Source organism: Limnospira sp. PMC 289.06, from assembly GCF_032350395.1.
Classification (GTDB): Bacteria; Cyanobacteriota; Cyanobacteriia; order Cyanobacteriales; family Microcoleaceae; genus Limnospira; species Limnospira platensis.
Genome location: NZ_JARPLC010000003.1, coordinates 54,265 through 75,689, shown reverse-complemented (window position 1 = coordinate 75,689; position 21,425 = coordinate 54,265). Strand labels below are relative to the sequence as shown.

The window sequence follows — 21,425 nt, the reverse complement described above, 5'->3', positions numbered from 1 at the left end:
AATCAATATTAACCCATGGCAACGATTCTAATTGTTGATGATGACATCGCCACCCAAATGATTCTACAGAATACCCTGGAAGAACAAGGGTATCAAGTGGCGATCGCTGAAGATGGTAAAACCGCCCTAGATTTAGCGGAGAGTCTCTCCCCAGAATTAATGATTTGTGATTGGATGTTACCTGAGTTAAACGGCTTAGAGGTCTGTCAGAAACTGCGTTCCCATGGGATATTATCTAGCACATTTTTCATCCTCTTAACCGCCCAGGAACAAATAGATGAGTGTAGTTCCCTTGATGAGTTTACTTCGGAATATCGGATTGATGAATTGATGAGCAAACCCATTGAAATTGATGGGCTATTAGCTAGGGTACGATGTGGCTTAAAAATTGCGGCTCAAAATAAACAGTTAAAACAGGCTTATCAACAACTATTATACAGTGAGAAAATGCTAAATTTGGGGCAAATGGTTTCCGGCATTGCCCACGAAATTAATAACCCGGTTTCCTTTGTGACTGGTAATATTAACCATGCGACTGGTTATGCTCAAGATTTAATGGAATTGGTAGAGTTGTATGGTGAAACTTATCCCGAACCTGTGGCAGAAATTGAGGAAAGAATCGAGGATATTGATTTAGAATTTCTGCTAGAAGATTTCCCACAACTCCTAGAATCAATTAAAGTGGGAACTGACCGTATCCGTCATTTGGTGGAGTCTCTACGGAATTTTTATAAACAGGATGATGGGGAATTAAAAACTGTTGATATTCATGAAGGTCTGGCAGATATTATCCTGATTTTACAGGGACGTATTAAAGGGAAAAAAGGTCGCGCCATTGAGATGGTTGAAAACTACGGAGAATTACCCCAGGTACAATGCTACCCAGGGCAACTTCATCAGGTATTTATGAACCTGCTAAATAATGCGATCGACAGTTTAGATACTAACCGAGAACAAGACAATGAGTTTCAGCCCGAAATTAAGATTACCACGACGGTGGAAACTTCAGAACCACCAGGGGAGGGTTGGGTAACAATCAGGATTTATGATAATGGTAATGGCATTCCCGAATCATTAAGCGATCGCATTTTTCAGCCCCTATTCACCACCAAACCTCCCCACATAGGTACAGGTATGGGATTAAGTCTCAGCCATAAAATTATCACCGAAGTTCATCGGGGAACTATTGAAGTTAAATCCGACCCCGAAACTGGAACCGAATTTATCATCAAAATTCCCCAAAAGCAAACCGGGACTGATTAAAGATGATTAAGACTCTTCGTGAAACTCCGGTTTTAAATCCCTTTCCATCAAGGCTTCAACGGCTTCTTGGGGGTTAATTTCATTGTTCAATAAGCGATAGACCTGTCGAGAAATGGGGACGAGAATTTTTTCGCGGTCAGCAATAGCAATCAGTACATTAGTGGTATTGACCCCTTCGGCTGTACTACCCAACTCCTGCAAAATCACCTCTAAGGTTTTACCCTCAGCCAAACCATAGCCCACCCGATAATTACGGCTTAAAGCACTATTACAGGTGGCTAACATATCCCCCAAACCTGACAGACCAAAAAAGGTCTCTGTCTGTCCCCCCAAATGGGTGCCAATGCGGATCATTTCTGTTAACGCCCGTGTCAGGAGGGCAGATTTGGCATTAATGCCCAATTGTAAGCCATCACAGACCCCAGAGGCGATCGCAATTACATTTTTTAAAGTTCCTCCCAACTCCGTCCCCATAGGGTCATTACTGGTATAAACCCGCAGCAAACTCGAAGCAAATAGCCTTTGGGCGAACTCCGCCGCCCCTAGGTCAGAACTTGCTACCACCGTCGCCGCCGGAAGATGTCGTTCAATTTCGGCCGACAGATTAGGCCCTGATAGTACCACAATGGGATGATCTGGGAAATCCTGCTCCCAAATTTGAGAAGGAGTCCGGGTGCTTTCCGCGTCTAAGCCTTTAGTAGCAGTGACAATAGGAACATGATCGGGGATACCAATTTCCTGGAGTTTTCCCGCCGTCGCCGCCACCCCTTTCATAGAAATAGCAGAAACGATTAAATCAGCCCCTTCTACCGCTTCCTCCAAAGTATTACCTAAACGGCGAGACCAGAGATTAATTTTATGGCCATTATGACCCGCCAACTCAGCCAGCGCACTACCCCAAGCCCCCGCGCCCAAAACTGTCAGGGTTGCCTGTTCCTTATCTGGAAATTCCATAAAATCTTCGTTATTCTACTAAACAAGGATACATTGTCACAAAGACTCGCTCTCAGCATCACCAATGGTTAAACCATTTGGGGTGATAAAGCCTTTTCCCAAGCCTCCAATTCATAATCGGGAATGCAGTTTAACCGCATATAATCATGGTAGGCTATTACTTCGCGATCGCACTTTTCTTGAGTCCAACCCGCATATTTTTGGAGAGTCTCAGTGATAGTCGGTAATAAATCTAACCCATAGCGAGCGTGCATGGCTAGAGTAGTTCGTCGCCGGGTAATATCTACCAAAGTTTGCGCCATTTCCGATCGCACTCCGTAGACCAGTTGAGCTTTAATATCAGGTAAAGCCGGGGTAATTTTTTCTCTCAACTCCTCATGTTCATCAGTTAACTGCAATACCTCCAGCGCCCGCGCCCCATAAATCGAAAACAGATGATGAATAGTTTTCAGAGGTAGTTGGGGGCGATAATCATAAAGGGCCTGTCCGATGCGAGTATCATTAGGGAAAATGGCCCCAGGTAGTGGCGTGTCCGTCTCACACCGTCGCGCAGGTAGCCCCATTTTCTGATAACTAGCATCAACCAACTCTTCCGCCACCTGGCGATAGGTGGTTAGTTTGCCACCAATCAAAGATAGCAGATTTTCCACCCCATCCTTATCATGGTCATAAACAATGTGTTTCCGGGTGATAGCAGCCGTTTTTTGGCTAGGTTCCACATAGGGAAGGGGGCGGACTCCAGAATAGGTAAACTTCACGTCCTGACGCGAAAGTTCAGCGGTGGGAATAATGCCATTAGTTTCCCGCAACAGATAATCAATTTCATCATTATCTGCTTTAATGGCTTCCAGATTCTCATTAAAATAAATATCCGTAGTGCCAATGAGATACATTCCCAACCAAGGCACAATAAAAAACGGCCGTCCGTCCGATTTTGCCTCGACATATAGGGAAGTTTCCGGCGCACCAGGGAAGGGATCTACAATAATATGGCTGCCTTTAGTGCCGCCGATTTTGCGAGTTGTGCCAATGGCGGCGGGTTGGTCTTTCTCTCGCCCCAGTTGACAAACGCGATCGACCCAAGGGCCAGAAGTATTGATAACTACCGCCTTCGGGCTACCCTTAACCGTAAAAGTTTCGCCGCTGAAAACATCCCGACAATTCAGTTGATTAATGCGTTTTCCTTCCCGGTCAAGTCCGGTCACTTCCACATAGTTAAGAATTGTCGCGCCCGCTTGTTTAGCCGCGATAATATTTTCCAAACATAACCTCTCAGCATATTCTACTTGAGCATCATAATACTGAGCGCCGCCTTTCAGATTTTCCTTATCTAAAGACCGGAATAATTGCTGAAATTGGGTGTTAGGTAGCATTCTGTGAGTCGGTAAACTCTTGTCATAGCTGAACACATCATAAAGCAGCATTCCCGCCCAAATTTTCCAATAAGGACGCGATCGCCCCCCATAAACTGGTACAGTTAATAACAGTGGTTTAACTAAATGGGGCGCTGTCCGCAGTAGAATTTCTCGCTCTCGCAGGGACTCACGCACTAGGGGAAACTCGAAATATTCCAGATAACGTAACCCTCCATGAACCAGCCTAGTAGACCAGCTTGAGGTCGCCCCCGCAAAATCCCCCTTTTCAATTAAAATAGTTTTTAAGCCCCTGAGCGCCGCATCACGAGCTACTCCGGCTCCATTTATACCACCGCCAATCACAATTAAATCGTAGGTTTCCGCCTGAATTTTTGGATAGTCTCCCATGATGATTATAGTTGAGTTTTCTTAGCTACTTTAATATCGCAAACTCGGCTAATTGATGTGGGCTACTCTCAGCCTTTATAGTTCACCAATTAACCGAATTTCAAGTTACTTGTTTACACAGCCACAGTAGTTTTCACAGCAGCTTTTTGATGCGTCATAGACTCGAAACGTTCAAACACATGATCCGCCCAATACTTGACATCATATTTAACTACAGTTTTACGCATTTCAGCCATCCGCCGTTTTTGTTCTTCGGGGTCCATGGCTAAAGCAAATTCGATCGCCTCATCCATGCGCTGAGTCGAATAGGGATTAGCCAAAACCGCCTGGGGAAGTTCCACCGCCGCCCCCACAAATTCCGACAGCACCAAGACACCGCCGCGATCTTCTCTGGCGACCACATATTCTTTAGCTACCAGGTTCAAACCATCCCGTAAAGGAGTAGTCCAGCAGACATCAGCTAATCGGTAATAGGAAAACAAATCCGGTAGGGGTATCGGCTGGGTAAATAACAAAGTCGGCATCCAATCTAATCGTGCAAATCGGCCGTTAATTTTCCCTACTAATTGCTCGATTTGATGTTGAGCAGTTTTATAAACCCGCATCCCATCAGCCGCCGATACACAAGTCATCAAAAACTGAATTTTTCCATGGAGATCTCGGCGACGTTCTAACAGTCGCTCATAGGCTTCTAACATCTGCCGATTTCCCTTCACATAATCGACCCGACCCGCCGCCAAAATTAATTTGCGATCGCCTAATTCTTCATTAATTGCCGTCAAACGTGACTGACCCTCTGGCTTCTCTAAAACCGATTCTATGAAACCCGGATTTGTACCCACCGGGAAAGCGTCAATATTCACTATTTGACCTTTATACTCAAGTTGGCTCACCATTTCTGGTTCTGCTAAAGCCGTTCCTACTTTGGTAAGATGAGGGGCTACAGGTTCCCGTTTAACCACTTTTATCTCGCACAAACTCCGAGCGACATTGACAAAATTCTCCGAGTAGCGAGGAATATGGAAACCCACTAAATCGCAGCATAAAAGACTCTCCACAATTTCCTGTCGCCAAGGTAGGATATTAAACACATCCACCGACGGAAATGGCGTATGATGAAAGAAGGCAATCCGTGCATCCGGTTTCAGTTCCCGAATGTAGCGCGCCGCCAACCATAGGTTATAGTCATGAATCCAAATTAAAGCATCATCTGCCGCCTCTTCGCAGGCTGCTTCTGCAAATAAACGATTAATCGTGGTAAAGTTTTCCCAGTCCGCCGTTTCCGAGGTGAAATGATACGGGAACGAGTGTAGAACTGGCCAGAATGCCTCTTTAGAGGTGATGTGGTAGAAATGTTTAACCTGGTCGGCGTTTAAGGCTATGCGGCGCACAGTATAGTTACCTTCATCTTCGACTTCTACCCTTTCTTGAAAGTCGGCTTTTTGCTTGGCTGTTACTTGTTTCCAAGCTACCCAAGTGCCTTGATTAACGTTAGCAAAGAAACTTTTTAGGGTCGGTACAATACCATTAGGGCTTTTTTTGGCTCGGTAGTGAATTTTACCATTTTCGATGACCTCATCGTAGGGTTCGCGATGGTACAGAATTACCAGTGAAGATTTCATAATTTTTGTGTTTTCCGTGAAACAATTTTGAAGTTTACAGTTATGCGATCGCCTGAATTTTCAGGAGTCTCGCGCCATGTTCATTTCCGGTCAACTCAACGCTAAAATACAGCGCGCCTGTGGGTCAATTTACGAGTTGACTTACTTGATGAACAGGGATATATAGATTTATTCATGAAAACTATATTGACAACAACAAATCTAGGGTTAAGTATGTTAGTGTTAACTTCCCATCAATGCCATACAGTAGGTAGGCTTATAATTATGCGATCGCTATCAAACATCAACCACATTTGATTGAGACTGCACGCTTGGGTCAATTGACCCATTGACCTACTACACTTTAACTCGATTACTGGAGCCTAGCCTTCACAGGTTAACAAAACTTAACTATAGTTAACATCTATCCTAGGGTTGATTCACAAATGGGGCAAGCGATCGCAAATTTAACAGTAACGCTAGAGTCGGAAACCCCTGGGTTAGACTAGAGTTAAATTGTCGAGTCAAGTAGAAACTTAGTTTTGGTAACCACAACAGAATCCACCATCAAACTCCTAGAGGAAGAAACCGAAAATCTGCTAAATTGGGCAGCTACCGTCGAACATTCCAAAGCCTCCTATTTTGAAAAAGCACAAATTATCGCCCAAAAATTAGGAGCCCACTGGCTAGGAGACGGACTAACACAAATCGGGTTTTGGACTCCCAAATTAACCTCCCAAGTCATGAGGAGGCTAGAGATTTTCCTAGAGGTACTCATCCCCATAGATGAAATAGACCTGCGGGCAGATCAGCAAGTAGTCCGTTTCCACCGTACCCGACTAAACCTCAAACAACAGGGAGAATATCACTGGGGAGTTGTCGCCGGAATGCAACCCGGAAGCCGAGAGCAAGTCGGATCATTCTATTGGCTGCGCTACATTGACCAAGCCGAAAAACTGCAAGCCATCCGTGATCCCCTGGCTTACTCCCTTCCCTATGGAGTATTCGGACCCGCCGAACTCTACGACATCGAAACCCTACAAGCCCAACGCCCGGACCTAGAATATTTTAGCCGTCGGGGAACCTCCCGCCACCCCACCATTGACCTACATGATGATGATCTCTCCCCCCTACCCAACCCCAAATTAATTCCCAGGGTTCGGGCTCCCAAAAACATTCTGCAACTCCATGTAGGAACCGCCACCGCTGCTGGCACCTTTGAGGGATTAACCAGCCTTTATAGTCGGATTTCCGATAAATTAGCCAAAAATATCCCCCTGACCCCCCTGGAGGAAAACTATATCGGCTATGGTGCTGTGCAACTGCTACCCACAGAACCCCCCATCGAGTTTAGGGATGAATATAGTCCCGAAAGTGAGTTTTTCGCCTTCATGTCAGAAGATGAAGACATTCTCGAGATTAATCTGAGCAAACCCGATACCCAGGATTGGGGCTATGATGTGCCAATTTTAGGGTCTTCTACCACAAATCCGGCAATTATGGGCAGTCGTCGCCCTGATGAGGTAGTGGATTTTATCGCCACATTGCATAATTTCTCCACCGGACCCATTCAGGTTATTTATGACATTGTTTATGGTCATGCTGATAACCAATCGGAATTACTCCTGAATCGTCAGTTCCTAAAAGGGCAGAATATGTATGGTCAGGATTTAAACCACCAACTGCCAACAGTGCGGGCTATCTTGCTAGAAATGCAGCGCCGTAAAATGAATACCGGAGTTGATGGTATTCGCATTGATGGCGGTCAAGATTTCCGGTTCTTTAATCCCTTAACTGGCTTCGTCGAACAGGATGATGCTTATTTGTTAGCCATGAGTGATGTTGTTCAAGATATTGGCGGCTATCAACGGTTACTGTTTACTATTTTTGAAGATGGCAGACCATGGCCGGAGGAAGGATGGGAGGAAATTTCTACCTATCGAGATCTGATTGAACTGCGCCCGGACTCCTTCCAATGGGGGCCATTAATTTTTGCTCATAATACCCCCACTTTAAAGGGTTTTTAGGAGAGGAAATGGAAACGAGTTTGTGAGGTGATGTATCAGGGAGAAAATTGGATTACGGGTTGTGCTAATCATGATACTGTCCGACGGGGAAATCAGGTAGAGTTAGACCAAGAAATCAATTGGAATTTGGGTAAAACTTTGTCGGAGGTTTTGCATAATGGTTATGATAATCCGGCGGTGACGTTGTGGGTGTATGGCTTTAGTCCGGGTTTACCGATGGATTTTATTAATGCTACCACCAGAGCCCCCTGGATGTTTTTCCGCAATACTGATGAACGCTATGGCGTGAAAGTTGTCGCGGAAGAAATGGGCTTTTTAGATTGGCAAATTACCCCGGAATTGTATCAGCGAGATTTTGTGTTTTCTGGTTTAAAAAGTTTGGGCTTTGAGGACTTAGAAGAAATCAAGCAGTTTGGGAAGGCTTTACAACAGGCGATGATTGATGCTGATTATAGTCTACCCGCTGTGGTAGAGGCTTGTCAGGCTTGTTTTGGCGATTCTGCACAAGAGTGTAAACTTGAATATTTGCAAAAGATTAATCACCCGGAAATGGTGGAGTTTCTCAAGGATCTCGATATTCCGAAACTCAAAGAATTTGCCCTCAAATTTATGGAGGACTGCTACGAAATCTGTAATGTCTCTCACTATGGTGAGGATCTAAATGCTGTGCAAACTAATTTTAATTTGCAGTTGCGTCGCTTCCGACACGATCGCATTTGGTTGCGTCAGAATTTGATGGGAACAGATCAGTTTCACCAAATCGGTGATCAGACTCAGACCGTGTTTTATGGAGTCCGAGGAAACCCTTACCGGGAAGAAGACCAAGTGGTGATGGTGGCCAATATGGGAGGGGAACCAATGACGGTAACCGTGGGAGATTGGCTAGAATTAGACTTATCCGAGTGGAAAGTGGCGATCGCCTCTCCCGGAGTCCAATTAGATGATAACCTAGCTTCCTTGAAGAAATTTGAACTCAAAGATAGTCAAGGTGTCCTGTTAGTACCCCAACAGCCCCAGAAATAACCTGTAGATCATAGCTGAATTGCTACCCATGCTACAGGCATTCCCAGAAATTAATGTTAGGTTGGAGTAGGGACGGTAAACAACAGGGTTGATTTTGACAAGTTCATCCCTGAGAATGTATCTTCTGTTTTCAGGCTGCATATCTGTTGCCGTCCCTAACAATTTCCCAACTTGATCACACATTTTGATTGAACTGGTGGCTATCATGGAACTAAACGACTTTTTGACCCCCCGTTATCCTTATCGAGGATCAGACCAACCCGAAAATATGCTATTTAACGCCAACCTGCAAGAATTTGCTCAACAGGTTAGTTATATTGCCGCTTTGCAAACCAACGGGAAAATGTCCACATTAGAGTCTTATAAAAAAATCAAACAACAGTGGAAGAGACTCAAAAAAACCCATAAACAACTCACGTAGTAGGTCATCATCAATTGACCTACACACAGATAACCGCGATCGCCCTTTGGTAGGGGGAGAGGTGGAAACTAGGGGATATAATCTATACCTAACTAGGCAACCCCTCTCCCTCTGCTACTTACTTATGTATTTATGATGAAATGCCATTATGCCGCCAAACAATATATTTCCCTAACCAGTCTGGGTCTACTCGTCTATGGTGCGATCGCTTTACCTTCCCCCAGTTGGGCTGAAAACCCCACCAATAACCCCCCTCCTCACCTTTCGCAGCTTTCAGCGCCACCAACCCAAGAAGCCCCATATACCTTGGGTGCCGGTGATGTAATCCAAGTATTTATTTTTCCCGTCGAACAATATAGCAGTCAACAAGAAGTATTAGTTGACGGTACAGTTAACCTTCCCCAAGCTGGTAGTATTTCCGTAAGTGGCATGACCTTAGAAGAGGCGGCTAGGGCTATAGGCGATCGCTATGAAAGCGCCAGAGTATTACGAAACCCCAGAGTAACCATCAGCCTCATTACTCCCCGTCCCCTCAGAATAGGCATTTCAGGGGAAATCAACCGCCCCGGTTCCTATACCATGGCGAGGGAAGGTTCCCAATTTCCCACCATTACCCGCGCCCTACAATTAGCCGGAGGTATCACCCAAGCCGCAGACCTGCGACAGGTGCAACTACGACGACCCCAGTTGGGAACATCAGAGCAAATCATCAATCTAAATCTGATGGAACTTCTGCAAACAGGTAGTCTCAGCACCGATATCCGGCTTAGGGATGGAGATGTTATCTATATTCCCACCACCACCGAAATTGACCCAGAAATGGGGCGACAAATTGCTAGGGCTAGTTTTGCTAACAACGAAGCCAGCCTAATTGATATTGCCGTATCTGGAGAAGTGCGCCGCCCCGGTCCCTATACCATCCCCAGTCAAGGAGGACCAGGGGGAGTCGCTACCATTAGCCAAGCCATTAAGCAAGCTGGAGGAATTCGGCTAATGGCGGATATCAGTCGGGTGCAAATTCGTCGCCTCACCAACCAGGGACAAGAACAAATACTAGAAGTAAACCTAGAACCTATCCTAGACGGGGATAATCTGCAACAGGATATAGTTCTACAAAATGGTGATAGTATCTTCATCCCTGCCTTAGAAACGGCCAATCTGGAACAATTATCTAACCGCCGCGCGGCGAGTTTTGCGGCTGACCAAAGTGAACCTTTAAATATTGCTGTGATTGGGCAAGTATTTCGACCGGGGCCTTATACTGTTACTGGCACTGCTCGCACCGGAGATGCTGGAGTCCCTGGGGCGGCGGGTGGTGGTAGCATCCCCACTGTTACCCGCGCTATTCAGGTGGCGGGAGGGGTTAAACCAGAGGCTGATATTCGACAGGTGGAAATTAGGCGCTCTGATAGTCGTGGGAGTCGCCAAGTGATTACTATTAATCTTTGGGAATTACTGCAAAATGGTGATGCCACCCAGGATACAATATTACAGGAAGGGGACACGGTTTTTGTACCCACAGCTACGGAGATTAACCCCGTGGAAATGGGGGCAATTGCTAACGCTAGTTTCTCCCCAAACAATATTCGTGTTAATGTGGTGGGGGAAGTGCAAAGGTCTGGAGTTGTTCAAATTCCCCCTAATACTCCCTTAAATGAAGCTATACTGACGGCCGGGGGGTTTACCTCTCGCGCCCATCAGTCTTCGGTGGAGTTGATTCGCTTTCGCCCTGATGGTACTGTGGAACAGCGCCGCCTACCAATAGATTTTACTCAGGGAGGTAATTCCCCGAATAATCCTCCTCTCCAAAATAATGATGTGGTGATTGTGGGGCGATCGACCCTGGCGAGTATTTCGGATACAGTAGATACTATCATTACGCCGTTAAATAGAGTGCGATCGCTTTTTGTAGTTCCCAGCGCGTTTATTGATATTTTCAGGAATTACTAAGTCCGTTTTATCCCCGATAAATTTATGTTCTCCATTACTAAAAAAAGCTCCCGAAAACGCGAAATTTTGGAAATTGTTTTCAGCAACGGCTGGGACTATATGCGGGGTTTGTTAGTGGGGGATAAACCAGAAGAACCTCGGCTACCATCTCCTGATGTTTTACGGAATATTTTAATTGAATTGGGTCCGGTTTATGTCAAGTTAGGACAACTTTTATCAACTCGTCCTGATTTGCTACCGGGAAGATATGTTGATGCTTTAACCGATTTACAAGCTAATGTTCCCGCTGTGGCTTGGGGGGATATTGAAACTCAACTTAGACAACAGTTTTCTCAACCTTTAGACCAGATTTTTAGTCGTATTGAAACTGAGGCGGTGGCGGCGGCATCCATTGGACAAATCCATCGCGCTACGTTGAAAAGTGGCGAAGAAGTGGCCTTAAAAGTACAGCGTCCAGGAATTGCTATTATTGTTGAACAGGATATTGAGTTAATTAAATCTTTGGCGGATTTAGTGGCGATTACTGAGTGGGGAGAAGATTATGATATTGTGGCGATCGCTGAGGAATTTACTAGCGCTTTAAAAGCTGAATTAGACTTTACCTCAGAAGCTGAATATACAGACAAATTGCGGCAAAATCTCTCAAAAACTCGGTGGTTTGACCCCGAAAAGTTAATTATTCCCAAAGTTTACTGGGAATTTACAACTCCTAATTTACTGGTATTAGAATGGTTAGATGGTGTACCTTTATTGTTGTCAGAACCTTCTAAGAAACAGACCAATGAGGATGATCCACGCCGGGGAGAAATTACCAGTTTATTATTTCGTGCCTTTTTTCAGCAAATCTATTTAGATGGCTTTTTTCATGCGGACCCCCACCCAGGAAATCTGTTTTATCTTAATGATGGACGGGTAGCTATTTTAGATTGTGGAATGGTGGGAAGGCTAGACCCTCGGACTCAGCAAATTTTAACCGAAATGTTACTAGCAGTTGTGGATATAGATGCTAGACGTTGCGCCCAACTTACCTTAGAATTAGCAGAATCATCGGAATCGGTGCAACTGGGTCGCCTGACTAATGATTATGATAGTATGCTGAGACGATATTATAATCTGAGTCTGGCGGAAATTAATTTTAGTCAGGTATTCTATGAGATTTTGCAGATTTCTCGCAATAATAGAATTCGCCTCCCTAGTAATATGGGATTATATGCTAAAACTTTGGCGAATTTGGAGGGAGTCACCCGCAGTTTTAACCCGGAGGTTAATTTACTCAATGAGATTAAACCATTGATGACGGAGTTATTCCGCAATCAATTGTTAGGAGATAACCCCCTAGAGACTCTGTTAAGGACGGCTTTAGATCTCAAAAGTTTATCATTGCGATCGCCTAGTCAAATTGAACTGTTTTTAGACCGGGTTACTTCCGAAACTCTCAAATGGAATATTAGAATCCCAGAATTAACTAGCCTGAAAAATAGCCTAAATGATGCGGCTAACCGCCTGTCTTTTAGTATTGTACTCGGTTCGTTAATTATGGGGGCGGCGATGATTTCAACTGGGGCGCAAACTCCCCAGTTGTCTCTGATTAGTAATATCCTCTTTGCGGCGGCTTCCCTGGTGGGGTTATGGCTGCTGGTGAGTGTATTGCGATCGGGAAATTTACGGTAAATTAACCTATAATAAGCCCCGATAGCGAATAAAAATTAACACCGCCGCCCAGGACCCCAAAGCCACCTTTAAGGCAACTAAAATATTCAGTAATGGCATAATCCCACCACTGACTAAACTCCCTAATTCACCATGAGGTAATTCTATACCAAACAGAGTAATTACCGCCAATAAAATAAAGATGAGGACGGAAATTTTCTCCCAAATAGATGCCTGCCAACGCTGATAAATTCCCTGCATTAACTCCGGTGGAGAAGTGATCGCAATTAAACCGATCGCCGTCCCTCCTGCTACTCCGGCAGCAAAACCACCCCCAGGGCTAAGATGACCCCTAATGGCTAATTCAATACTCACCAAAGCCGCAATAGTCGCGCCTAGTCGCGCTAAAACAACGGAAGGCTGATCAGTAAATCGATACACTTTACTAAGGGGTTTCTCATTGGCGAGTAAAAAATTACAGCCCATAATTGAGATGGTAAAAACCACTACCTCGAAGATGGTATCATAGAGGCGATTTCTGAAAATGATGCCGGAAACCGCATTAGGTACACCACTATCTTGCACTACTACTTCCACAATGGAAGGACCCAACCATTCATCGATCGGGTTGGCAATCAGCAACATCTTGAGATAAAGTATCACACCCACAGCGACATAAACCCATTTCATTAGTGTTTCTCCCCAGATTCTGTTAAATTAAAATAGTTTAAAATGGTTCGGGATGATGTCAGTTCGGCTTGCATAATGTCATAGAGCCGTTTCAGCCTAGTAGTGGTATAATAGGGTAAAGGTTCCGGTTCTGCCGATTCTGGCGATTCTGGCGATTCTGGTTGATGAGATTTGGTCGGGTAAGGACTGGCAAATATTGAATGTAAAGGCTGGATACAAGTGGCATGAATTTCCTTGGTGACTAAGGCATGATGTAACTCTTCTAAGTCCTTATAAGGTACTAATTCAACCCGCATATAATGTTGGCGAAAAATTCCCCGTAATTCATCGACCAGTTGACCAAAAGGGCGATCGCTTTCCGGCTGTTGTAATTCCTCTTTCAGGACACCCAAACGCATAACCAAAGAAGAACGCACCGCCACCCCATACAGGGTAATTGCCAGCATCGTCCCCACTAATGCTTCAGTTAAGGCTACATCTGCAGCCCCTAAGATCGCATAAACCAAAGCAGCCACAGCACCCAATATACCACGAATTACTAAGGCATGATAGGGGTTAACTTGTAAAACTACCATGGCGGTGGCTAGAGGCATTAACGCCGTGATTAGATAGATAGTATTATCGTTCATCGTCACCTTCACTACTGGAACAGTAAGCTAATACATATCCTAAAACAGTATTCCAAATTGCCAAAGAAATAATGGCAAGAATCAGCAGGGGCCATTCGCTGGGAATTCTCAGTAATAGTCCGAAAACTATGGTCATGGAACCCAAGGTATCAGAGACTGATAAACCATGTAGTTTGAATAATACTGAGCGATCGCCGACTAGGGGAAAAGTTCCCCAAAACCAAAAGACCACCCCAACTAACATCAAAAGGTCACTGAATAAGTTAATCATGATTCACTTAGTTAATACATCACTCATGCGTCTAAGAATTTGAGCCAATAGCATTAAAGACGCATTCCCAACACTGAGAATAATTACCCCAACTACGCCAATCATCCAATCATCTCTTAAAACCGAGACAACTAGAATCATGATCGATGTTTTACTAGCAATACTAGAAAATGCTAACACCTTTTGCCAAATATTATCATCTTGGCAGGCTTCGTAAATAGGAATCATTAAAGCTACCAGCATTATCATTAAAATATTGTTCATGAATCAGGCCTCCGGCGACGTACCCAATGGACTTCATACCAGCCCTCTTGGTGATATTTTAAAACAATTGTTTTCGGGGTAAAGGTAATGATAAAGATATCTAAAAAAATTAAACCCGGTGTTCTTTGGGGTTTCACTCTTTCCATGGTGATATCTTCATAATTATGGGGTTTTAAGATAATCTCAAAAGCCTCTAGGTAGGCTTGAGGCACTGACCTAATGACTTCCCCAAAAGCCCTTAACCAGTCGTTTAAAGCCGCCTTAGAGGGGCTACGACCGGGTAATAATAAACACACACTCACCCCGATAATGATATTAGCTAAACTCAGGTCAGCAGTAATCAGAAACCAAATAGCTAATCGCAGAATTAAGTTGAGAGACAGATATTTAATCATGCTATACCCACCGCGAAAATAAACCAAAAGAGCACTGTTAACATGATGGTCATTCCACCAATAATATGTTCCAGCTTTTCCCAGGATCTGGACAGGTTCACTACTAAGTCTTTAAACAGCACAAAATAAGCCAACCATCCGACACTTATAGTTACCAGAGATTTGACAATATTATCAATGGTGTAAACTGATTGATAATAGAAAAAGTTAGCCAAAATCAGCCCCCCCAGCAGAATTACCATGGCTGGTAATAACCCCCGTTGCTTTTCTTCAGTTTCTGGGGTTGCTGGTAGTTGAGTATGGGGAATAAAGATGAATTTAGCAAAGTATATGGTTGTTCCTATGGCGGCTATATTAAGGATGATTTCTTGCCAAGACCACAGATTTTTAAAGGTGATAATCTTCGCACCAAAGCCAGACAGTAAAGGGAAACCAGAGACAGACAAACTAGCTATCAATAATGGTATCCAAACTGAGGTATTAATGGGCTGCGCCTGTAGTTGCTTAAAGCTGCGACTGGGTAGGCTTCCAGCTATTAAGAATAAAGCTGATTTAACCAAGCCGTGGGTGAGGGCATAAAACCCAGCAACTACGGGGGCGGCGAGGACAAATCCTAATTGGGAAATGGTGCTAAAAGCTAGGGTTAGCTTGGTGTCTTTTTGAAAAACGGCATAAACTACGCCGAAAATGGCGGTGCTAATACCAAAGATTCTTAGCACTGGGTCAATCTCTGGTACAATGAGAGCGCAACGAATTAGGGGAAATACTCCGGCTTTGACTACGACTCCTGAGAGGAGGGCGGAAACGGGGGTTTCTGATTCGGAGTGGGTTAGCGGTAGCCATAACCCAGAGACAAACACGCCACCTTTGACTAATAGTGCCATTAGGATAAGGGCTATGGCTTCTGGAGGGGAAACCCGTAAGCCACTAAAGGCAAAGGAATGAGCGGCTTGGTAGACAAGACCGACCCCAATCAGATAGAATAGCATGGCGGTGTTGCTCACAAATAGATAGCGTAAGGCTATCCAAATGGAGCGATCGCTACGAGGATAGGAAATTAACAGGAAAACTGCGATTCCTAACACCTCTAGGGCTACATATATGCTAATAAAATCTTGACAAACAAATGTGGCATTAACACTGCCATGTAAAATGATAGCCTGGGCATAAAAAAAGGCGGATTTACCCCGGTTCCAACAGTAAAAAACCACTGCCATGGTGACTAGGGCGTTGGTCAAGATAAAGTAGCCACTTTGTTGATCAACTAATAGTTGAACACCGAAGTTATCTAGTAGCTGGATTGATAAATCTGTATCATTTAACAGAACCTGCAACCCATAAGCTAGGGAACAAAGGGCTGTGAAAATGGCCAGATAGCGATCGAGTTTGGGGAGTAAATAGATACTGAACCCCATACACATTGGTAATGCTATCAATGCGATCGTAATATTGGTCATGGGGTATTGTTCTTTTCGATCTCGTCGGTTTCTAGGGTGGGGTTATCGCGGGCTAACTTTATGACACCAACCAGCATTAATGCTTGGACGGAAAAGCCAATTACGATCGCCGTCAAAATCACCGCCTGTGGCACCGGGTCGGCATAAGTGCCATTATCTGCGGCATTACCGATAATCGGTGTAAAAAAGCCATCCCGTGAGGCGATGAGTACATAATAGGCGATTACCCCTGTACTCATCACATCCATGGAGATAATTTTCATCATCAGGTTCTTTTTGAGAATGATGCCGAAAAATCCGAACATCACGGAGGCGAATACTAACGACTCTAACACAATTATCTGTCAGCTAAAGGAGTTGATGAATTATATGTAAAGCATACACGATTTCGGCAAAAAACAAAACATCTTTTTAGGGATTTTGGCAAAATTTAGTTAGCCCAAATCTCGTGTTTTATTGTGTCCAAAATTTAGGAGATTTTCAACCACACAACTAGCCAAAATATAGCGGTTAAACTCAGGGTCATGACCCCCATCAGGTGGTCTAATTTTTCCCAAGTTTTGGGCAGGTTAATTAGGGAATTTTTGAAAATCAGAAAATAGGCTAACCAACCCACCCCAATAGTAGCTAAAGCCTTAGTAATCTTCTCGACGGAATAGGTGGACTCGTAATAGAGACTATTGGCACAAATTAAGGCAATAAACAGAATACCTATAGCGGGAAGTAATGCCAATTTTTGAGAGTCAAATTTTTCGGAATCGGCGGATTGTTGGTGGGGAATAAAGATAAATTTGGCAAAATATATCACGGTTCCGACTGAGGCAATATTGAGGGCGATATCTTCCCAAGTTGACAAGTCTTTAAAAACTAGAGCTTTGGCTGAAAAAATAGATAACAGCGGGAAACCAGATATAGACAAACTAGCCAGGAGTAGAATTAGCCAGAGAAAAGTATTAATGGGCTGTTGATGCAGTTGTTTAAAGTTGCGGCTGGGCAGGCTTCCTTCTATGAGGAATAAAGCGGATTTAACTAAGCCGTGACTGAGGGCATAAAAACTTCCGGCGACGGGGGCGACAATGATAAAACCTAATTGGGAAATACTGCTAAAAGCGAGGGTGCGTTTGGTGTCTTGTTCAAAAATGGCATAAATTGCACCTAACAAGGCGGCAGCTACCCCAAAGATGCTGAGAATTGGGCTAAATTCGGGTAGAATTAAGGCTAAACGTACTAAGGGAAAAACTCCGGCTTTGGTGACAATTCCTGAGAGAAGGGCGGAAACAGGGGTTTCTGATTCAGCATAGGTCATGGGTAGCCATAACCCTGAGACGAAGATACCACCCTTGGCTAATAAACCCATGAAGATAAGGGATATAGCCTCTGGGGAGGAACCCCGTAAGCCAGCAAAGGCAAAGGAATGATGGGCTTGGTAGACGAGGGCGACTCCTACCAGGTAGAATAGCATGGCGGTATTGCTGACAAATAGATAGCGTAAGCCTACCCAAATAGAGCGATCGCTGCGAGGATAAGCAATTAATAAAAAAACGCCTATTCCTAAGACTTCTAAAGCCACATATAGACTGATAAAGTCCTGGGAGATAAAAATGGAGTTAAGGCTGCTATGAACAATTAATATCTGAGTAAAAAACAACCCAGAAAGCCGGGACGACCAACAGTATAAAATCACCGCCATGGTGACTAGGGCGTTGGTCAATATCAAGTAGCCACTGGTTTGGTCAATGAATAGTTGAACACCAAAGTTATTCAGTAGTTGTATATTCAGGTTTGGGGGTTCCAAAATAACCCATAACCCGTAAGCAAAAGACATCAGGACAACGGCCATAGCCGAATAGCGATCTATTTTGGGGAATAGATAAATGCAAAATCCTACCAAAATTGGCAGTAATATCAAGACGATGGTGATATAGGTCATGGGTTGTTATGGTCATCCAGATAATTACTCACATCAGGTTCTTAGTGAGAATCTAATATTTGGATTATACATGAGTCAGACACCAAAATATTTATGGGTATGCTGTCTCCCATGTGATCAAAAAAAGAGGGGATCTGATCTAGTCAGAAACCCGCCTCTTAAATTAACTTCTATTGATTAGGTGACTGAAAACCTATTCACCCATCATGACTGGTTCCGGGCCAAAGGTCGGAAATACAGTTTTGCCATTATTTTCACTCGCCACCACGGGATGACCATAATAGGCATCAATAATCAGTTGCTTGAGATCCTCAATTAAGGGATAGCGAGGATTGGCCCCTGTACACTGATCATCAAAGGCTTGATCGGCGACTTCATCAACTTTAGCTAAAAACTCGGCTTCGCTTTCTTTAACGACTTCTTTCATGGCTTTAGGAATGCCTACCTGATGCTTGAGTTCTTCAATAGCCAAAATTAGGCGATCGATTTTTTCATCATCAGTATTCCCTCCCAAATGCAAATAATCGGCCACCCGAGCATAACGCCATTTAGTGTTAGGATATTTGTATTGGGAGAAAGTGGCTTGTTTGAAGGGTGCATCAGTGGCATTGTAGCGAATTACATGGCTAATCATCAAGGCATTCGCTAAACCGTGGGGAATGTGGAAAGTCCCGCCTAATTGGTGGGCAATGGAATGGCAAATGCCTAAGAAACCATTAGCAAAAGCCATCCCAGCCATGGTAGAGGCATAGTGCATTTTTTCCCGTGCTTTCGGGTCATTCGCGCCATTTTTATAGGAACTAGGCAGATACTTGAAAATCAGCCGAATGGCTTCTAAAGCCATGCCATTAGTGTATTCGGAAGCCAAGACGGAAACAAAGGCTTCTAAGGCGTGAGTTAAGGCATCAATACCGCCAAAAGATGTTAAACTTTTGGGCATATTTAACACCAATTCGGGGTCAACGATCGCAATATTAGGAGTCAAGGCATAATCTGCCAAAGGATACTTAATATTATTGCGGCGATCGGTAACCACAGCAAAGGGTGTCACTTCCGAACCAGTTCCCGAAGTGGTAGGAATTGCTACCATTAGTGCTTTTTCCCCCAGCGGCGGCAAATCATAGACCCGTTTACGGATATCCATAAATCGCATCGCCAAACCTTCAAACTCAATATCTGGATGTTCATACATGAGCCACATAATCTTAGCCGCATCCATAGGCGATCCACCACCAATGGCAATAATAACATCGGGTTCAAAGGTATTCATGAGAGTTAAACCCCGTTGTACGGTATCCAAAGACGGGTCAGGTTCAACATCATAAAAAACGTCATATTTAACCCCGATTTCTTCGAGGACTTCCTCAAGAGATGCGGTAATTCCTAAGTTAAACAAAGGCTTATCAGTGACAATAAAAGCCCGTTTTTTACCTGCCAACTCTCGCAAAGCGACGGGTAGGGAACCATACTTGAAATAGATTTTGGGAGGGACTCGGAACCACAGCATATTTTCCCGTCGTTCGGCGACGGTTTTAATATTTAACAGGTGAGTAGGTTCGACGTTTTCACTAATGGAATTACCGCCCCAAGTTCCACAACCCAGAGTTAAAGAAGGGTCAAGACGGAAATTATACAAATCTCCGATCGCCCCTTGAGATGAAGGGGTATTAATTAACACCCGCGCCGTTTGTACCTTACCCTCAAAGGCGTTAATATGAGCAGTATTATTAGGGGAAGTATACAAGGCAGCGGTGTGACCACGACCTCCCAACTGTACCAAACGTTCAGCCTTCAGAACCGCATCCTCAAAATCTTTCGCCCGATACATAACCAAAACCGGCGATAGTTTTTCATGGGCGAAGGGGTCATCATCATCAATTTCCGGTCGTTCCCCGATAATCACACGGGTATTATCAGGAAGATTTAGCCCAGCCATTCCTCCCAATTTATTAACAGTTTGACCGACAATTTCGGGGTTAAGATGACCGTCTACAAAAATGACGTTAGCCATGCGATCGGTTTCTTCTGGGGTGAGGAAATAAGCACCACGGCTGAGAAATTCCTCCCGCACCTGGTCATAAATAGAATCAACGACAATTACAGACTGTTCACTAGCACAAATCATGCCATTGTCAAAAGTCTTACTCAGGATAATCGAAGATACCGCCATTTTAATATGAGCAGAATCATCAATTAAAGCCGGAGTATTCCCCGCTCCAACACCTAAAGAGGGCCGCCCGGAAGAGTAAGCAGCCCGCACCATTCCCGGACCCCCTGTAGCGAGTATCAGTTTAATATCCTGATGCTGCATCAAGGCTTGAGATAGGGGAACTGTTGGTTCATCAATCCAACCAATAATATCTTCCGGCGCACCGGCTTCAACGGCTGCTTCCAGAATAATACGCGCCGCCTCATTAGTACATTTTTGGGCGCGGGGGTGGGGTGAAAATATAATCCCATTGCGAGTTTTTAGGGCAATTAAGGCCTTAAAAATAGCTGTAGAGGTGGGATTAGTAGTGGGGACAATACCTGCTAAGATGCCCACAGGTTCGGCGATTTTTTGGAATCCGAAGGATTTATCGGATTCAATAACACCACAGGTTTTGGTGTTTTTATACTTGTTGTAGATGATTTCTGAGGCGAAGTGATTTTTAATCACTTTATCCTCAACCACCCCCATACCTGTTTCTTCGACTGCTATTTTAGCTAGAGGTATACGCGCCGCATTAGCCGCTAGGGCAGCTTTCTTAAAAATGTAGTCTACCTGTTCTTGAGTGAAGCCAGAGAATTCTTGCTGGGCTGCTTTTACCCGCGCAATCAAGTTCTCTAATTCTTCGATATTGGTCACTCGGTTAACCATGAAAATACCTCAGATAGGACTATTGCCCAACTATGTACAGGGTCTTAGGCTGACCCATGCAGTACAGTAGTTGCTCAAAGATTTTGACTACCAGACAGTATAGCGCTTGTTCCTGATTTGTGTAGGTAGGACTTACTAAAACATCAAATTTGCGAGACTCCTCTACCCTTGATTATAGTAAAATGGTGTATCCGATGATACATCTTTCCTAAAGAATTAACTAAATTTTAACCTCCCATTAACTATCCAAATTGCGACATTCCCCAAGCCACCTAGT

Annotated in this window: 16 protein-coding genes and 1 pseudogene; 5 read left to right on the top strand and 12 right to left on the bottom strand. The window is 44.2% G+C overall.

The features are described 5' to 3' along the window. The first annotated feature begins 15 nt into the window (after positions 1–15). The gene (locus tag P5674_RS01520; RefSeq protein WP_006619703.1) at positions 16–1,263 is read left to right on the top strand and encodes an ATP-binding protein; all 1,248 of its coding nucleotides are present in this window, start codon (positions 16–18) and stop codon (positions 1,261–1,263) included. A gap of 6 nt (positions 1,264–1,269) precedes the next feature. On the opposite strand, the gene P5674_RS01515 is transcribed toward P5674_RS01520, so the two are convergent. The 3 genes from P5674_RS01515 to ggpS all read right to left on the bottom strand — a co-directional run bounded on the left by P5674_RS01515 (position 1,270) and on the right by ggpS (position 5,602). After that, entirely contained in the window at positions 1,270–2,217 is a 948-nt protein-coding gene (locus P5674_RS01515; RefSeq protein ID WP_315669738.1) for an NAD(P)H-dependent glycerol-3-phosphate dehydrogenase, read from the bottom strand. A gap of 68 nt (positions 2,218–2,285) precedes the next feature. After that, positions 2,286–3,980 (bottom strand): glycerol-3-phosphate dehydrogenase, encoded by a 1,695-nt coding sequence (gene glpD, locus P5674_RS01510; protein WP_006619701.1) that lies wholly within the window; start codon positions 3,978–3,980, stop codon positions 2,286–2,288. Between the two features lie 113 nt (positions 3,981–4,093). Beyond that, positions 4,094–5,602 carry a glucosylglycerol-phosphate synthase gene (ggpS, locus tag P5674_RS01505; RefSeq protein WP_014276817.1) on the bottom strand — a complete coding sequence of 503 codons (1,509 nt, stop codon included), beginning with the start codon at positions 5,600–5,602 and terminating at the stop codon, positions 4,094–4,096. 521 nt (positions 5,603–6,123) lie between these two features. On the opposite strand from ggpS, the pseudogene gghA reads away from it, so the two are divergent. The 4 genes and pseudogenes from gghA (at position 6,124) to P5674_RS01485 (ending at position 12,673) form a co-directional block, all read left to right on the top strand. After that, positions 6,124–8,631, top strand: a pseudogene (gene gghA / locus P5674_RS01500) (glucosylglycerol hydrolase). A gap of 205 nt (positions 8,632–8,836) precedes the next feature. After that, positions 8,837–9,052, top strand: coding sequence for a DUF7219 family protein (locus P5674_RS01495; RefSeq protein WP_006669175.1), 216 nt, complete (start codon positions 8,837–8,839; stop codon positions 9,050–9,052). A 132-nt stretch (positions 9,053–9,184) separates the two neighbouring features. After that, positions 9,185–11,002, top strand: coding sequence for a polysaccharide biosynthesis/export family protein (locus P5674_RS01490; protein WP_006625699.1), 1,818 nt, complete (start codon positions 9,185–9,187; stop codon positions 11,000–11,002). A gap of 24 nt (positions 11,003–11,026) precedes the next feature. Next, positions 11,027–12,673 carry an ABC1 kinase family protein gene (locus P5674_RS01485; RefSeq protein ID WP_006625698.1) on the top strand — a complete coding sequence of 549 codons (1,647 nt, stop codon included), beginning with the start codon at positions 11,027–11,029 and terminating at the stop codon, positions 12,671–12,673. Positions 12,674–12,679: 6 nt separating this feature from the next. Here the strand turns inward: P5674_RS01485 and P5674_RS01480 are convergent, their stop codons facing one another. From P5674_RS01480 to adhE, 9 genes are all read right to left on the bottom strand, one after another. Further along, positions 12,680–13,342: a Na(+)/H(+) antiporter subunit B gene (locus tag P5674_RS01480; protein WP_006625697.1), complete on the bottom strand. Its 663-nt coding sequence runs from the start codon at positions 13,340–13,342 to the stop codon at positions 12,680–12,682. After that, a complete protein-coding gene (locus tag P5674_RS01475; protein ID WP_006625696.1) occupies positions 13,342–13,971 on the bottom strand; it encodes a DUF4040 domain-containing protein in 630 nt (209 codons plus the stop codon). Before P5674_RS01475 ends, P5674_RS01480 begins: the two co-directional genes overlap by 1 nt. Next, a complete protein-coding gene (locus tag P5674_RS01470; protein WP_006669178.1) occupies positions 13,961–14,242 on the bottom strand; it encodes a monovalent cation/H(+) antiporter subunit G in 282 nt (93 codons plus the stop codon). Before P5674_RS01470 ends, P5674_RS01475 begins: the two co-directional genes overlap by 11 nt. Before the next feature lie 3 nt (positions 14,243–14,245). Then, positions 14,246–14,506 carry a hypothetical protein gene (locus P5674_RS01465; RefSeq protein WP_006625694.1) on the bottom strand — a complete coding sequence of 87 codons (261 nt, stop codon included), beginning with the start codon at positions 14,504–14,506 and terminating at the stop codon, positions 14,246–14,248. Further along, on the bottom strand, positions 14,503–14,901 hold the full coding sequence (locus P5674_RS01460) for a Na+/H+ antiporter subunit E (protein ID WP_006625693.1): 399 nt from the start codon (positions 14,899–14,901) through the stop codon (positions 14,503–14,505). The genes P5674_RS01465 and P5674_RS01460 overlap by 4 nt, the downstream gene beginning before the upstream one ends. Then, positions 14,898–16,358 carry a cation:proton antiporter gene (locus tag P5674_RS01455; protein ID WP_315669737.1) on the bottom strand — a complete coding sequence of 487 codons (1,461 nt, stop codon included), beginning with the start codon at positions 16,356–16,358 and terminating at the stop codon, positions 14,898–14,900. The genes P5674_RS01460 and P5674_RS01455 overlap by 4 nt, the downstream gene beginning before the upstream one ends. Then, positions 16,355–16,693 carry an NADH-quinone oxidoreductase subunit K gene (locus P5674_RS01450; protein WP_006619689.1) on the bottom strand — a complete coding sequence of 113 codons (339 nt, stop codon included), beginning with the start codon at positions 16,691–16,693 and terminating at the stop codon, positions 16,355–16,357. The genes P5674_RS01455 and P5674_RS01450 overlap by 4 nt, the downstream gene beginning before the upstream one ends. Before the next feature lie 134 nt (positions 16,694–16,827). After that, positions 16,828–18,288 (bottom strand): cation:proton antiporter, encoded by a 1,461-nt coding sequence (locus P5674_RS01445; protein WP_014276812.1) that lies wholly within the window; start codon positions 18,286–18,288, stop codon positions 16,828–16,830. 193 nt (positions 18,289–18,481) lie between these two features. Beyond that, positions 18,482–21,148 (bottom strand): bifunctional acetaldehyde-CoA/alcohol dehydrogenase, encoded by a 2,667-nt coding sequence (gene adhE, locus P5674_RS01440; protein ID WP_014276811.1) that lies wholly within the window; start codon positions 21,146–21,148, stop codon positions 18,482–18,484. Between the last annotated feature and the right edge of the window lie 277 nt (positions 21,149–21,425).

Bases quoted from the DNA above. Each gene is read 5' to 3' on its own strand.
- P5674_RS01520 (WP_006619703.1), top strand. From the start codon at position 16: ATGGCAACGATTCTAATTGTTGATGATGACATCGCCACCCAAATGATT.
- P5674_RS01515 (WP_315669738.1), bottom strand. From the start codon at position 2,217: ATGGAATTTCCAGATAAGGAACAGGCAACCCTGACAGTTTTGGGCGCG.
- glpD (WP_006619701.1), bottom strand. From the start codon at position 3,980: ATGGGAGACTATCCAAAAATTCAGGCGGAAACCTACGATTTAATTGTG.
- ggpS (WP_014276817.1), bottom strand. From the start codon at position 5,602: ATGAAATCTTCACTGGTAATTCTGTACCATCGCGAACCCTACGATGAG.
- P5674_RS01495 (WP_006669175.1), top strand. From the start codon at position 8,837: ATGGAACTAAACGACTTTTTGACCCCCCGTTATCCTTATCGAGGATCA.
- P5674_RS01490 (WP_006625699.1), top strand. From the start codon at position 9,185: ATGATGAAATGCCATTATGCCGCCAAACAATATATTTCCCTAACCAGT.
- P5674_RS01485 (WP_006625698.1), top strand. From the start codon at position 11,027: ATGTTCTCCATTACTAAAAAAAGCTCCCGAAAACGCGAAATTTTGGAA.
- P5674_RS01480 (WP_006625697.1), bottom strand. From the start codon at position 13,342: ATGAAATGGGTTTATGTCGCTGTGGGTGTGATACTTTATCTCAAGATG.
- P5674_RS01475 (WP_006625696.1), bottom strand. From the start codon at position 13,971: ATGAACGATAATACTATCTATCTAATCACGGCGTTAATGCCTCTAGCC.
- P5674_RS01470 (WP_006669178.1), bottom strand. From the start codon at position 14,242: ATGATTAACTTATTCAGTGACCTTTTGATGTTAGTTGGGGTGGTCTTT.
- P5674_RS01465 (WP_006625694.1), bottom strand. From the start codon at position 14,506: ATGAACAATATTTTAATGATAATGCTGGTAGCTTTAATGATTCCTATT.
- P5674_RS01460 (WP_006625693.1), bottom strand. From the start codon at position 14,901: ATGATTAAATATCTGTCTCTCAACTTAATTCTGCGATTAGCTATTTGG.
- P5674_RS01455 (WP_315669737.1), bottom strand. From the start codon at position 16,358: ATGACCAATATTACGATCGCATTGATAGCATTACCAATGTGTATGGGG.
- P5674_RS01445 (WP_014276812.1), bottom strand. From the start codon at position 18,288: ATGACCTATATCACCATCGTCTTGATATTACTGCCAATTTTGGTAGGA.
- adhE (WP_014276811.1), bottom strand. From the start codon at position 21,148: ATGGTTAACCGAGTGACCAATATCGAAGAATTAGAGAACTTGATTGCG.